Origin of the sequence: Microcoleus sp. SVA1B4, from assembly GCF_036700545.1 — a bacterium.
GTDB lineage: Bacteria > Cyanobacteriota > Cyanobacteriia > Cyanobacteriales > Microcoleaceae > Microcoleus.
In genome coordinates this window covers 10765-25536 of record NZ_JAUBPB010000042.1, presented here as the reverse complement: position 1 = coordinate 25536, position 14772 = coordinate 10765, and the positions used below count along the sequence as shown (strand labels likewise).

The window sequence follows — 14772 nt, the reverse complement described above, 5'->3', positions numbered from 1 at the left end:
GTTACAATGCTTTGCCATCAAATGTACAAGCTACAGCAGATCAGTGTTATGAGTTGCTGAAGGCAGATCCGTCTCATCCTTCTCTGCATTTTAAGAAGGTTGGTAAGTATTTGTATTTAAGGGCCGGACAAGCTTATCGGGCGTTGGGTATTGAAATTAAAACAGGTATTTTTTGGTTTTGGATTGGTACTCACGCAGAGTACGATCGGCTGATTGGTAAATAAGGGCGCTGGTAAAAAATCCAGGTTGCGATCGCCTACCTGATGACTTAAAATAGAAGAGACATATAGCTCTGTGGTCAAAATGGACAGAATCTCCGTCAACCCTCAAATTCACTTCGGTAAGCCTTGCATAATGGGTACGCGCATTACTGTACAGAGCGTTCTCGAATTACTAAATGAAGGGCTTTCTTTTGGAGAAATTATCCGAGACTACTATCCAGATTTGGAAATGGATGATATTCGAGCGTGTTTGCGTTATGCGATCGCACTGGTGGCGGCTGAAGATGTGCATTTGGCCTTAGCTTAAATTATGAAATTTCTGATTGATCAAGATGTATATGCTGTCACCACAAAGTTTTTGATTGATGCAGGACATGATGTAATTGTTGTCGCTCAAATGGGTTTAACGCAAGCAAGTGATGAAGAAATACTGAGAGTAGCCCAAGCAGAAAATCGCATCCTGGTTACGCGAGACAGAGATTACGGAAATCTTGTTTTTGTGAGGGCGATCGGAACAGGTGTGATTTACCTTCGAGTCTTACCTAAAATGGTGAATGAAGTTCACAAGGAACTAGCAGGAGTTATAGAAAATTACTCTGAAGCAGAACTAAAAGGGGCATTTGTGGTTGTAGAACCCGATGGACATCGGTTTAGAAAACCGCTTATATAGGGTGTTAATTAGTTTGGTGTTGGAAAGCAAAGGGCGATCGTACTTTAGGAAGAAAAGGGCGATCGCGCTTTAGGAAGATAAGGGCGATCGCCTGTGATTCTATTTCAACTACGCAAACATCAAGCGACCTTTCGGTTGAGGAATAGGGCGACCCAGTGCGTTAGCCGTTTCTATCCACTCCTGCATCATAATTTCTAGATTTTGCAGTGCTTCTTGATAATTTTCCCCATCCGCAGCACATCCCGGCAATTCTGGTACTTCTGCAATAAATGCCTGGTCTTCCTCACTCCAGTAAATGATGACTTCGTACTTCATTAGGGAATTTCACCTTACTCAAAAAGGTCGCTAGGGTTCCTGTCCTAATTCTTTGCAAAACTCTAGATAATCATCGATGGAGTTGTGGAATTCTTGGCGAGCTTCTTCAATAGTTTGTGCCTTAAAAGTCACTACGTCATTAATATCGAGGACTCGCCCGAAAATAATTTCCGCTTCTAAATCTACTTCAATGCTAGCACTGTAACCTTTGTAAGTCATCATGGTTGTAATACTTCTTCCTTTTAACAAAACTCTAAATAATCATTCCTAATCACTGACATATTCGATACTCCAATCGTCTTCTGAGATCCCAACTGCTTCTAGAAAACGACGACAAAATTTTCTATGATCCTTCGCAGGTTTGTGTAAATTAACCCAATATCCATTTGTTAACTTCTGCCATTCATTTCCATCACTATTTTTATCCGGGCGATTCTCTTGGAAATGAGGTTTAAGTAAATTTCTAGCCTTTTCAAAGCGATCCGATCTATTTTTAATCACCCACTCACAGCATTGAATTGTAACTTGTCGCCAGGTTTGCTTAGGAAGTGGAATTTCGTCACCACAGATTTTAATCAAGCTTGGCTTACCGGATGTGCGAGTAGGAAATACTTCATGTTCTCCAAGAGATGGCCAAATTTCGATAAACTTAATGCTGAGAAAATTAGCTCGTTCGAGAATAGCTTTTTCATCCCATCGGTTAATAATTTGAGAAAAATAGTCACTATTAATTCGCAAAGCGTGTTCAGCCAGTTTTTGCTTTTTCACCAGAAATGATGAATTAGAAAGTTGTGAATTCCACTCAGGAGTAACTAAAGTTAAATTCCCCAAGGTATGTAAATAATCTCGGTAGATTTGTTGAAATTCACCTCCAAGTTCATTCTCCCAATCTTCGCTTGACGTTTGTGGCAAAATATGCTCAATAGTTGATTTTTGATCAAGGACAGTAAACCCACCTTTTCCCTTAGACAAGTGGCGATTAATTGTTTCTATAACAAGACATATTTTGTGAGTGTTTTTCTCATAAAGTTGACGGCTTTTAATTGATTGTCTAACATCATTATCATTAGGATATTGCTTGGCAATCAAAACTTTTTGCAAAGCTTCTGGCAAAGTGATTTCTTCATCTTCATTTTTCATTGCTTCTACATCTTTCCAAATGGAGGGGAACATTTTATTAAGATAGTTTGTTTGTTTTCCACAAATATACCGACGAACCAAATAATTTTCTAGTGATTTTAAGCATTCGATAAACTCCTCACGATCAATCTTTTGAGATTTATACTCATTATAGAGCGTTAATAAAAACGGATAAGCAGTAGAAAGGTCGAAAGTATTGAGGCGCAATAATACTATTTTAATATTTTCGTTGTCTTCATTGTCAGGTCGCAGTAGTTTGTCATAATATTCAGCAAATTTTAGGAGATTAGCAATTTCTAGGACAAATGCTTGGTCATCTAATTTTTTACAATAATCACGAAATCGTGCATAAATATGGGATTCGGCACAAAGATTTCTCGTTTCCATTGCTAAATAATGCCGAAGAAAAGCCGTTAATTCACCCATCCCTGATTTCCCAACTATTCGTTTTTCTTGCAATAATCCCTCAATTTTTTCCCAATATTTAGTAAAAGCATTTTCTTGCTGAGATGTTGGTAACATCATCGCCATATAGTTGCGGACTAAATCTGCCTGAGTTAACGGTTTGCCTTTGGCATTCAGACTTTCAAAAATATGATAAGGATTTTCATCTTTATTAAGTTCTATGAAAACAAGTTGAAAACAGTTCTGTAATACTGTAAAAAACTTACCAATATCTAGTTCACCTTCTTTAACTTTAGATTCGATTTCGGGAAGAAAATAATTATAAGCTTTAGGTATGCCAGATTCAGTAAATTGCTTATAATTTCCTTCTAAAATAATCGCTTGATAAGCTTGGCGATCGCCATATTTATTGGTTGGTAAAAGTTTAAAATAAACATCACCTTCGCCTTCTTCATCTGAATTGACTACAAATTTATTGATTTTCTTAGCAAGCTTTTGATCGGTGGGCTTGATAATATCCCGCAAAACAAGAAATAGTAAGGATAAGGTTGTCAAACGTTGCTGGCCATCAACCAAGTTAAAAGCTGTCATTATGCCGCGTGTTCCATCATTGATGACTACCAGAGATCCTATAAAATGTTCTGGTTCTTTTTCGGGATCGTATTCATCATAAATTGCGATCGCATCCTTTAATAACACTTCCCATTCAGTTTTTTCCCAACTATATTGGCGTTGAAAGTGGGGCATAACATAATGAATTTCACCACCGGAACTGAAAACTTTGGCAATTTTCCAACTATCTGCTTTCATTGCCAATCACTCCAAATATATCTAAAGATTTGTTCGTCACTTAAGCCACAGGTATCGCTACCAAGTGGAATATTCTAATCATAGTCAAGAGGCAGGCCCAAAAGCCTGCCCCAAACTATCCTACTCTACCCCCTCAATCCGGTCTTCCACCTCCTGATAAAGTTCACGCAGACGATCCAAATTGTTCTCCGAAGTCTCCCAATAACCCCGGCCATTCACCTCAAGCAAAGTGCTGACAATCTTGCGGAAAGAATGAGGATTTAAGTTAAGCAAACGCTTCTGCATCTCCTCATCTTGGATAAACGTAGTGTTGACATCCTCATACACCCAATTATCCACAGCGCCCGCCGTCGCACTCCATCCAGTTGTATTCACCAGACGCTTAGAAATCTCCCGCACGCCTTCATAGCCGTGCGACAACATCCCCTCGTACCACTTCGGATTCAGCAGCTTAGTCCGCGAATCTAAACGCACGGTTTCTGATAGCGTCCGCACCTGCGCGTTGGCTGTGGTGGTATCAGCAACAAAGGATGCTGGTTTCTTCCCATCTGCGCGCAAACTGCCGATCAATTTAGTCGGATCAGAGTCGAAATAGTGCGACACGTCGGTTAGGGAAATCTCGGCAGAATCTAAGTTTTGGAAGGTGACTTCAGCAGTTTTCAAGGATGATTCAAAAATCTGCCGATCTTGTTCCATTGTTCCCGGATTGTCGGAAGAAAAGGCGAAGGATTTGCGAGTTAAGTACATTTCCTGCAACTCGGCTTCGCTTTCCCAAGTGCTGTTTTCCACCGCCAAGTTGACGTTAGATGAATAGGAACCAGAAGCATTGGAAAATACGCGGGTTGCTGCTTGTCGCAGGTTAATTCCCATTTCTTCCGCTTGCTTCAGGGCGTGTTTGCGAACGAAGTTCATCTCTAACGGTTCGTCGGCTTCCGCTGCCATTTTCACGGCTTTATCTAACAAATTCATTTGGTTGATGAACAAGTCGCGGAATACGCCGGAACAGTTAATTACTACGTCGATCCGAGGGCGTCCCAACTCTTCTAAAGAAAGCAATTCGAGTTTGTTTACCCGGCCCAATGCGTCGGGTACTGGCTTCACTCCCACCATCCACATTACTTGGGCGAGGGATTCGCCGTATGTCTTGATGTTGTCGGTTCCCCACAACACAACGGCGATCGTCTCTGGGTAATTTCCGCCGTTATCAACGCGCTGTCTTTCTAACAGCCGATCGACTACAACCTTAGCAGACTTAATCGCCCCTGTGGTGGGGATTGACTGCGGGTCCAAAGCGTGCATATTCTTCCCAGTCGGCAAAACATCCGGGTTGCGAATCGGATCGCCGCCTGGGCCAGGGATAATGTATTCGCCTTCTAGGGCGCGCAACAAAGCGCCTAATTCGTTATCGGCACAAACTTGCTGCAAGCAGAATTCCAGATACTCAAACAGCGGTTTAATCAGTTCTGGATCGACCTTTTTATAACCGGCGGCGTGCAGCGCATCAATCCAAGGTGTTTTCTTGCCCATGTTGAAGAAATTCAACTTAGAAACCAGGGAAACTCTACCCTCAGCATCGGTTTGTTCCTTCACCAAAGCGCTAACAGCATCGCGACAGGCTAAGGTGATGTTTTGCAACAATTCAACATCTGCTAAAATGCCTTTGTCGTTGTTGGTGTAGATATCGTCAATATTCCGATCGAGACTTTGAGCAATAATCCGCGACAAACTGATTAATCCGTCTTCTTCCCGGTCTAAATTGGCAATGTTAACCAAAGTTGCGATCGCCTCTTCAGCAGTCGGTGGCTTACCGATCACGTGCAAACCGCAAGGTAACAACCGCGACTCAATCTCCATCAACTTGCGGTAAACCAAGCCAACTAAATTATCCCGTTCCTCGGCAGTCATATCCGCAGCAACCCCTCGTTCTTGTTCGGGAGGTAACGCGATATCCTTATCCAAATTCACCAAACGGCATTTTTCGACGATCGCATCCACAATCGGCACACCGCGCCCAGTCTCTTTCAAAGTTTGATAAGAAGCAATTAACTCGCTGAGTTCCTGCAAACCTTTGTACAACCCAGCATTTTCAGCCGGAGGAGTCAGATAACTGATTGTTTCAGCATAACTGCGGCGCTTAGCAATTGTTGCCTCACTCGGATTATTAGCAGCGTAATAATAGAGGTTAGGAATCTTGCCGATCAAACTGTCAGGATAACAATCGACAGACATTCCCATCTGCTTACCGGGCATGAATTCTAGCGAACCATGAGTGCCAAAGTGCAGCACCGCATCCGCACCCCAAATGCGCTCCAAATATGTATAGTAAGCAGCAAAACCGTGGTGCGGGCTAGCAGAACGAGAGAATAACAACCGCATCGGATCGCCTTCGTATCCAAAAGTAGGTTGCACTCCGATAAACACATTGCCAAAATGTTTGCCAAAAATCAGCAAATTTTGTCCGTCGCTGTTCAAATGTCCCGGAGGCGGCCCCCAATTTTCTTGCAACCGTTCCGAGTAAGGAGTGAATTCTTCGTATTCAGCTACGGACATCCGGTAAGCAATATTTAATTCGGGACTTTGGTATTGGGCTGTTGCGTCGTGGATGACTTCTTGCATCAGTTTCTCGGCGGAATCCGGCAATTCTGGCAAGTCGTAACCGTTACCTTTTAAGGCTTTCAATACTTCGTAAATCGAGCCGAAAACGTCCAAGTAAGCGGCTGTTCCGACGTTGCCTTTGTCTGGCGGAAAACTGAAAACTGTGATCGCAACTTTTTTATCTAATTTTGGTTTGCGGCGCAGCATTGCCCATTTCATGGCGCGCTGGGAAATGGCTTCGATTCTATCTTGCAGGGCGATCGCCTTGCCAGTTGCGCCATCGCGTCCCGACACAATAATCGGTTCGATCGCACCATCCAACTCAGGAATCGCAACTTGCAGGGCAACTTGAATCGGGTGCAAGCCTAAATCGCTATCTTCCCATTCTTCTGTCGTTTGGAAAACCAGCGGCAAAGCCACCATGTAAGGGCAGTTTAGCTTTTTCAAAGTCTCGATCGCCTTCGGGTGATCTTGTTTCGCCGGGCCGCCCACCAAAGCAAAACCAGTCAGAGAAACCACCGCATCAACAATCGGCAGAGGTGTCACACCTTTTGCCCCGACTTCCAAGAAAAAAGTTTCCACTGGTTTCGAGAAGTCCAAACCGCCGGCAAAAATCGGTACAACTCGCGCCCCCATTGCCTCCAATTCCTGCACCATTGCTACATAGTGCGCGTCATCTCCGGTGACTAAGTGAGTGCGTTGCAACACTAAACCAATGCAAGGTGCGAGGGGATCTTTGAGATCCGCAGAAATATCTGTACGGGCATTAAACCAGGTCAGATATGCTTTTACATCTTCAAACATCGACGATGCCAAAGGATGCCAAATTCCCATGTCTGGGTAGACAACAGGTTCTTGGAAAGTAGGCTGTGACTGGCCTTTGAAGACATATTTATGTGACAGCATCAGCAAGAAGTTTTCCAAGTTTTCTTGGGAACCCCCCAGCCAATACTGGAAACTCAGCATGAAGTTGCGGGCATCTTGGGCTTTGTCGATGGGCAAATATTTCAGCACTTTCGGCAAAGTTTGCAGCAGTTTCAGCATTCCGTCTTGGAAGGAACTCCCGGATTTTTCCTTCCGTTTTTTCATGAATTCGCCGATCGCACTTTTGCTTTGTCCCAACTGTGCCATCGAGAAACTGCCCATTTTATTGAGGCGCATCACCCCTGGCATTGACGGGAAGACGACGGCGACATCCAAGCTGTCGCGCAGCGGTTCCACTGCCGCTACCACTTTTTCTGCCAAATCTTCGATGAAAATTAGAGAAGCAATAAATACATTGGCATCCGCCACATCCCGCTTGAAGGCTTCGTAATTTTCCGGGCTGCGAAGTTCCTCGATCAGGTAGCCGCTGATTTCTATTGCCAAATTCGGATTTTTCTGGTTTATCGATCGAACCGCTGCCGACAGGGCGCTTTGATACTGCGGTTCCAGTACGACATAGACCACCTTCATGAGCGATCGCCCCTGCAAGTTTTCCGGCACGACGTGGCGAATGGTGGGCTTGACGTGAGTGAACATCCGGTTAGGCTCCTTTAAGATGCTGTTTTCGGGAATCGGGAATTTTTTTATCCCATAAGCATTTTTACCAGAAAACGCTTGCCATTAGGCGATTTGAGCCTGCACATGACACAATTCGACAAATTTAGGTCAACTTTTCGTTACATTTTTTTATAAATTCCTTGAGCAAATACTCCAATTTTTATTTACAAAAATTTACTTGACTTTATTGAAAATATGTGTATACGATTAATTATTAGGATAAAAATAATTTAAAATTAACAAAAAATTGAGAAAAAAATCCTGAAAAAAGTTCCCACTTTTGTAGAATTGATCACACTTGCGATAGAGCAATTAACTGAGGGGAAAAAGGTATAATTTTTGAAGGCAGAATGTAGCCTTCGGATAATTGCTGAGTCACAAAAAGTGATATTTGCCAGGAACTTAAAACCATTTTATAACGTCCGTTTGGTGTAAATTCCTGATCGGCGCTCCAGTTCATCGAAAACTAATGAATATTCACGATCAAACTCATCAAAACTTTAGGGGAAAAACATGGCTAACTACGCAATTTTCGACGAACAATTCTACCTGGCTTCATATCCTTGGGTCAAACCAGCCATTGACGCCGGAGTCATCTCATCTGGGAGAGAACACTTTGAAAAATTTGGTCAAGCCGGCAGTCTAACCAAAGTATCGCGTTATTTTGACGAAAATGCTTACCTTGCTGGGAATCAAGACCTCGCAGCCTTTGTCCGCACAGTCAACCCAAACGCACCTTTTGCTACAGGCCTCGATCACTTTATCCAGTTCGGTTACGATGAAGGACAGCGCCGCGCCCAAGTATCACCCGAATACAACGAAAGCTTTTATTTAGCAAACAACTCTGAACTCCAACCGTTTATTCAAAACGGAACTTTCAAATCAGGCTACCAGCATTTCATTCAATTCGGGGCAAAAGAAGGTCGGTTTGGGACTTCATTTTTTGAACCGGAATACTTAAAAGAAAACCCCGACATCGTGCCGTTTGTCAACTCTGGAAACTTGAAAACAGGGCGCGAACACTTTTTCAATTTTGGACAATTTGAGCCTGCCCGCGACGCGACTTTTGTCGGCACCCGTACCAACGATGTTTTAACTGGTGTGGGCGTGGGCGATGTCGAACTTGTGGGAGTGGAAGTAGGTATTGATCCCCAAGGCAATCGGCAGTATGAAAGCTTTGGCACAAATGAATTCGATGTCCTGATTGGTGGTCCGGGAGCTGATAGATTCGTACTCGGAGTTCCTGCTACAGCCGGGAATGTCACCCCGACACCGCTGTATTTGGGTAACGGTCAAGCTACCATTCGCAACTTCGACATAGAAAACGATTTTATCCAACTGCAAGGAACTTCTTTAAACGGCTACAGCCTGACTCCGGTTGGTAGCAATTTGTCAATCCAGCGTTTTGGAGACGTGCTAGGCGTGATTGAAGGAGGAGCAAGCTTGGGTTTAAGCTTCCAAGAATCTAACGGTAATGGTACTTTCTTGATTGGATAGTCATTGGTCACTGGTCATTAGTCATTGGTCATTAGTCATTAGTCATTAGTCATTAGTTATTAGCTAATGCTGATGATTAATGATTTTTTATTGATGGTGAGCGATGGTTTTATAAAAAAGTACGATCGCACTTTACTTTAAACAGCCAACTATGAATTACGATATCTTCGACGAACAATACTACCTTTCGCAATATCCGTGGCTGAAACCAGCCATTGATGCAGGCATCATCAAATCTGGAAGAGAACACTTTGAAAAATTTGGTCAAGCCGCCGGCCTCACAAAAATATCGCGGTATTTTGACGAAGAAACTTACCTTGAGGGAAATCCAGAGCTTAAACCCTTTGTCCGCACTCCTAACAATCCAAATGCGCCTTTTGCTACAGGCTTAGATCACTTTATCCAATACGGTTACGAAGAAGGTCGCACTCGCGTATCGCCTGAGTATGACGAAGCGTTTTATGTAGCAACTAACCGAGATTTGCAGCCGTTTATTCAGAATGGAACGTTTAAAAATGGCTACCAGCATTTCATTCAATTCGGGGTAAAAGACGGTCGGTTGCCTACTTCTTTCTTTGAACCACAATTCTTCAATAACGAGGCCGCTGGGCTGATCATATCTGGAACCTTGAAAACCCCTCGCGAATACTATTTCAAGGTTGGGCAATTCGATCCGACCGGTCGGCCGGTGACTTTTGTCGGAACTTCCGGCAATGACATCCTCACTGGTTTAGGGGTGGGGAAGGTCGAATTAATTGGAGTTGAAGTAGAAGCCCCTAGGGGCCTTCGACGGTATGAAAGTGACGGCAGCAATGAATTCGATACTCTAATTGGCGGTAGCGGTCGCGATACATTCGTGCTCGGCGACTTGTCAGAGTTGCCACTAGGCACGATGGGGGGCTTGTCGAACCTCCAACAGTTCTACATCGGGCCGGGTTTTGCGACAATTCGGAACTTTACCCAAGGTCAGGATAATATTCAGCTAGTAAGGACTTCCTTAGAGGAATTATTGGTGTTTCCCATTAACAATAATCGAGATTTAGCTATTCAAACCAACGGCTTGCCCGTCGTTAAAAATGGAGTTACAGAAATTAGTAGCTTTGACACGCTGGCTGTTATTGAAGGTGGCGGAAATCTCAAGTTGAATCCATTACCAGACTCTAGTTTTTTTAGAGCTTTACTTGGGTAGAAATATCGAAGGTATTCAGGATTTGCCTGATTGCTGCTGGGGAGTGCGATCGCACTTTCCTATGCCAACAACTCGCATTCCGCGATCGCACTTTACGTTCTCCAATAAAAAACGATGAATTACGACATCTTTATAGAGCTTAAATGAGATTTGACTGACAATTGGAAAAAATCACCCGATCAGGTAATTGTCTCAGTTCTGGATTATTGATAAATTGCATAAACAGCTCATTAAAGCCGCAGTAGGAAAACATGGCTAGTTACGCAATTTTTGACGAAAAATACTACCTTGCTCAATATCCTTGGGTGAAACCAGCCATTGATGCAGGAGTTATCCAATCTGGAAAAGAACACTTTGAAAAATTCGGTCAAGCCGGGGGCTTAACTAAAGTATCGCGATATTTTGACGAAGCTACTTACCTTGCGGGCAACCCCGACATCGCTACCTTAGTCCGCACCCCCAACAACCCAAATGCGCCTTTTGCGACCGGGCTAGACCACTTTATCCAGTTCGGTTACGAAGAAGGTCGCACTCGCGTATCCGCTGAGTATGACGAAGCGTTTTATGTAGCAAATAACCGACAGTTGCAGCCGTTTATTCAGAATGGAACTTTTAAAAATGGCTACCAGCATTTCATTGAATTCGGCATCAAAGACGGTCAGTTTGGGACTTCTTTATTGGAACCGGAATACTTACAAAAAAACCTCGACATTCTGCCGTTTGTAGAATCGGGAGCCTTGAAAACTGGTCGCGAACATTACGTCAATTTCGGCAAAAACGAGCCAAATCGGTCTGCTACTTTTGTCGGAACTTCCGGGAATGACATCCTGACTGGTTCCGGGATGGGGAAAGTTGAATTAATTGGAGTTGAAGTAGGTTTAGGTACAGGTAATGGCTTTGGTTCCGGTAGAAATTATGAAAGTGACGGCAACAATGAATTCGATACTCTCCTTGGCGGTAGTGGCCGCGATACATTTGTACTTGGTACACCTTTAGTAGGCAGTAAGGGGAACCCGGCCGGAATCGCACAGTTCTACATCGGGTCGGGTTTTGCTACTATTCGGAACTTTACCCAAGGTCAGGACAGCATCCAGCTAGCAGGGTATGATTTAGAGCAATTCTTGATTGTTCCGATCAACAATAATCGAGATTTAGCTATCCAAACGAACGGCTTTCCCACGGATTTTCAAAATGGAGTTACTCAAGTTAGTCGCTTTGACACGATCGCGGTTATTGAAGGTGGCGGAAATCTCAAGTTGAATCTATTACCAGAATCGCCTTTTGCCACACTTTTAATTGGATAGAATTATCGCACCTATTCGGGAGTGGCATTGGTGTGCTGTTGGTACGATCGCACTTTCAAAAAATGGGCGATCGCACTTGCCTATTCCGGCAACTCGCCGAAGCGATCGCGATATTGAGCTACCAATTCTTCAGCCGTCAAATACCTACTACCTCGTTCGTCAAACCAGTACAAAACCTCCAACGGTGTTTCCCCATCGCTGTAACGACCTCGACCAATGCCTAAACCCACTTCCGGCATCCAGAAAGGTTCACCAATTTGCTGTTCGTACTCGCCATTTACCAAACGATAAACTTCAAACGGTTGATGTTGGTCTCGTCGCCAGTAGTAGGGATTGTAAATCACATAGTACAGCACGCCCAACCGGGCATAAATATCAATTTTTTTATCGTATTCACCGCCGTAAGTTTGAGAAACAATCTCTAGGGCAAAAATCGGGGGAATATTATTTTCTTCCCACAGGACGTAACTAAGGCGCAAAGTATCGCCTTTGAATCTTTCGACACCCAAACTCAAGAAGCCGTCAGGAACAATTGGAACCAGATGACTTACTCACGTCGTGTGATAAACTCCCATATCCACGGCAAAAAACCAGTCGTTCCGCTGCAGCCAGTGAAATTTGAGCAAGAATAACAGTAAGTTGGGAAGAAAGTTTTGATTTTCGTTATCCACAGGAGTATCATCCGAAGAAGGAAGTTCCGCGCTAGTTGGCAAACGCATTTCTCGATCGAATAGTACCATGATAGGAAAAGGGCAAATTTATTCATTAATTGTACCCTCCAGAAACCGGGTTTCTCGAATAAACCCGGTTTCTAAGTTTTTAATATATTATATCTGGCAAAAGTCAAATTCACCCCCCTTAGTCCCCCCTTATTAAGGGGGGAAACAAGAATAATCTTGCCCCCTCCCCTTACTAAGGGGAGGGTTGGGGTGGGGTGCATTGTATTTTGGCAATAGTTCTAATGCCGATCGCGCGCTAGCTTCAAAACCTCAACCGCATCTTTGTGGCCCTCCGAAGACGCCCAAATTAAGGCAGTCCAAGTATTATTATCATACGCTTTGATATCAGCTCCTTTATCGATTAAAAATTCCACAACTTGAGTGCGCCCGCTACCTGCAGCACTCATCAAAGCCGTCAAACCAAAATTAGTTTTAGCATTCACATCCGCCCCCGCCTCCAGCAAAAGCTGTACAATCTCCGTATGTCCGGCAGCAGCGGCACTCATTAACGGCGTCCACCCGTCATTATCCTGACTGTTGACATCCGCACCAGCCGCCAGCAATTTGTTGACGATCGCCGAATTGCCAGCCTCAGCCCCAGTCGTCAAAGCCGTCGCACCTTCCTCATCTTTAGCATTGATATCTGCACGCTGTTCGATCGCACTTTCTACAGCCGCCATATCACCCGTCTTGACGGCATTAATTAAATCTGTCATAAAATCTCCGTTGCATCCTTTCAAATCTTAAATCCTATGGCAGTAGATATTTTAATCCTCTCCAACGGCCCCGGAGAATTGGCAACTTGGGTGCGTCCCGCCGTGCAAGCTTTGCGCGAGCAATTGGGGAATGTGGGCACTCAAGCGCGCATCTCTGTGGTGCTGTCCCCCTGTCCGCACGCCACCGGGAAAGAAGCACAAATCGCATCTTCCTACCCAGAAGTTGACAGAGTGCAAGCACCGGAGCATTTTTTTCCATTCTTATTATCCGGCAAAACTGCTGAAAATTGGGATTGGTATGAAACAGGAGTTGTTTTGTTTTTAGGCGGCGATCAATTTTTTACGGTTGTTATTGGCAAAAGGCTAAAATATCGCACTGTTATTTATGCTGAATGGGACGCGCGGTGGTATCGCTGGATTGATAAATTTGCGGCGATGAAACCGGAAGTTTTTGCTAAAATTCCCCAAAAATATGCTAATAAATTTACAGTTGTTGGAGATTTAATTGCGGAAGTAGCTCGTTCCCAGGCTATGCCTGGAAACGCATATCCAGAGGCTCTGCCTCGTACAAAAATAGAATTAATTGGATTGTTGCCCGGTTCTAAAGCGGCTAAATTAGCTTTAGGTGTACCGTTATGTTTGTCGATCGCCCAATCCATCCATCGCCTTCGCCCTGAAACTCGCTTTGTAATTCCCGTTGCTCCTACCATAGATGTGCAAACTTTAGCACGTTTTGCCGACCCGGAACAAAATCCTTGCCTGAATTTATTTGAGAACGCTAGCGCCGAACTTCAGTTAACAGAACGACCGTTTTTGCAGACAGCAAATAACTTACAAATAGAACTTTGGACGCAGACACCCGCCTACGATTTGCTATCAGAATGCAGCCTGTGTTTAACTACTGTGGGAGCGAATACTGCCGAATTGGGTTCGTTAGCCGTACCGATGATTGTTTTGATTCCGACGCAGCAATTGGATGCGATGAAAGCTTGGGATGGTTTGCCGGGATTGCTGGCCAATTTGCCGTTAGTCGGTTCAGTTTTTGCGACGGTGATTAATTGGCTAATCTGGCAATTGGGAAAGGGAAAGCTTTATGCTTGGCCGAATATTTGGGCACGGGAAGAGATTGTGCCGGAGTTGATTGGGAATCTGGAAGCGGAAGTAATTGCTCAATTGGCGATCGACTATTTGAGCCATCCTGATAAATTAGCACAAATGGGCGATCGTTTGCGTGCGGTTCGAGGAGAATCGGGGGCGGCGAAAAAAATTGCTGAATTGGTTTGTGAAGAAATTGAGGTGCAATAATCAATAAAACCTCGTAGGGGCGGGTTCACCACAAATCTCTGACGGTAATTCATCATTTAAATAAACCCGCCCCCACCCAACGGTAAATCTCAATCTGCATTATTCCCGTATTTTATAAATAAAATAGGAAATAATTTGATTTGTATCGTAGGGGCGGGTTCACCACAAATCTCTGACGGTAATTCACGATCTAAATAAACCCGCCCCCCCAACTCAATCTGCATTATTCCAGTATTTTATAAATAAAATAGGAAATAATTTGATTTTTATCGTAGGGGCGGGTTCACCACAAATCTCTGACGGTAATTCACGATCTAAATAAACCCGCCCCCCCAACTCAATCT

General features: G+C 43.9%; 14 protein-coding genes. 7 read left to right on the top strand and 7 right to left on the bottom strand.

Annotation, left to right across the window (positions count from 1 at the left end; all coding sequences use genetic code 11):
• Positions 1-11 precede the first annotated feature (11 nt).
• The 3 genes from QT987_RS18900 to QT987_RS18890 all read left to right on the top strand — a co-directional run bounded on the left by QT987_RS18900 (position 12) and on the right by QT987_RS18890 (position 891).
• Entirely contained in the window at positions 12-224 is a 213-nt protein-coding gene (locus QT987_RS18900) for a hypothetical protein (protein WP_333242828.1), read from the top strand.
• Positions 225-303: 79 nt separating this feature from the next.
• Positions 304-528 (top strand): DUF433 domain-containing protein, encoded by a 225-nt coding sequence (locus QT987_RS18895; RefSeq protein WP_333031785.1) that lies wholly within the window; start codon positions 304-306, stop codon positions 526-528.
• Between the two features lie 3 nt (positions 529-531).
• Positions 532-891 carry a DUF5615 family PIN-like protein gene (locus QT987_RS18890; RefSeq protein ID WP_333242826.1) on the top strand — a complete coding sequence of 120 codons (360 nt, stop codon included), beginning with the start codon at positions 532-534 and terminating at the stop codon, positions 889-891.
• Between the two features lie 108 nt (positions 892-999).
• On the opposite strand, the gene QT987_RS18885 is transcribed toward QT987_RS18890, so the two are convergent.
• From QT987_RS18885 to QT987_RS18870, 4 genes are all read right to left on the bottom strand, one after another.
• The gene (locus tag QT987_RS18885; RefSeq protein ID WP_333242823.1) at positions 1000-1206 is read right to left on the bottom strand and encodes a type II toxin-antitoxin system HicB family antitoxin; all 207 of its coding nucleotides are present in this window, start codon (positions 1204-1206) and stop codon (positions 1000-1002) included.
• A 30-nt stretch (positions 1207-1236) separates the two neighbouring features.
• Positions 1237-1428, bottom strand: a complete 192-nt coding sequence (locus tag QT987_RS18880; protein WP_333242820.1) for a type II toxin-antitoxin system HicB family antitoxin — start codon at positions 1426-1428, stop codon at positions 1237-1239.
• 45 nt (positions 1429-1473) lie between these two features.
• On the bottom strand, positions 1474-3561 hold the full coding sequence (locus QT987_RS18875) for a DUF262 domain-containing HNH endonuclease family protein (protein ID WP_333242818.1): 2088 nt from the start codon (positions 3559-3561) through the stop codon (positions 1474-1476).
• A gap of 120 nt (positions 3562-3681) precedes the next feature.
• Positions 3682-7677, bottom strand: a complete 3996-nt coding sequence (locus tag QT987_RS18870; RefSeq protein ID WP_333242814.1) for a magnesium chelatase subunit H — start codon at positions 7675-7677, stop codon at positions 3682-3684.
• Positions 7678-8211: 534 nt separating this feature from the next.
• On the opposite strand from QT987_RS18870, the gene QT987_RS18865 reads away from it, so the two are divergent.
• From QT987_RS18865 to QT987_RS18855, 3 genes are all read left to right on the top strand, one after another.
• Positions 8212-9195, top strand: coding sequence for a calcium-binding protein (locus QT987_RS18865; RefSeq protein ID WP_333242811.1), 984 nt, complete (start codon positions 8212-8214; stop codon positions 9193-9195).
• A 151-nt stretch (positions 9196-9346) separates the two neighbouring features.
• The gene (locus QT987_RS18860; protein WP_333212321.1) at positions 9347-10384 is read left to right on the top strand and encodes a calcium-binding protein; all 1038 of its coding nucleotides are present in this window, start codon (positions 9347-9349) and stop codon (positions 10382-10384) included.
• Positions 10385-10635: 251 nt separating this feature from the next.
• Complete coding sequence (locus QT987_RS18855) at positions 10636-11688, top strand: calcium-binding protein (protein WP_333242808.1); 1053 nt, start codon at positions 10636-10638, stop codon at positions 11686-11688.
• Between the two features lie 80 nt (positions 11689-11768).
• Here QT987_RS18855 and QT987_RS18850 read toward each other — a convergent pair whose 3' ends face one another.
• The 3 genes from QT987_RS18850 to QT987_RS18840 all read right to left on the bottom strand — a co-directional run bounded on the left by QT987_RS18850 (position 11769) and on the right by QT987_RS18840 (position 13123).
• The gene (locus QT987_RS18850) at positions 11769-12221 is read right to left on the bottom strand and encodes a Uma2 family endonuclease (protein ID WP_333242893.1); all 453 of its coding nucleotides are present in this window, start codon (positions 12219-12221) and stop codon (positions 11769-11771) included.
• Between the two features lie 18 nt (positions 12222-12239).
• Positions 12240-12428 (bottom strand): hypothetical protein, encoded by a 189-nt coding sequence (locus QT987_RS18845; protein WP_333054079.1) that lies wholly within the window; start codon positions 12426-12428, stop codon positions 12240-12242.
• Positions 12429-12646: 218 nt separating this feature from the next.
• Positions 12647-13123, bottom strand: coding sequence for an ankyrin repeat domain-containing protein (locus tag QT987_RS18840; protein WP_333242805.1), 477 nt, complete (start codon positions 13121-13123; stop codon positions 12647-12649).
• A 36-nt stretch (positions 13124-13159) separates the two neighbouring features.
• Here QT987_RS18840 and QT987_RS18835 point away from each other — a divergent pair, with 36 nt between their 5' ends.
• On the top strand, positions 13160-14428 hold the full coding sequence (locus tag QT987_RS18835; RefSeq protein ID WP_333242802.1) for a lipid-A-disaccharide synthase: 1269 nt from the start codon (positions 13160-13162) through the stop codon (positions 14426-14428).
• Positions 14429-14772 lie beyond the last annotated feature (344 nt).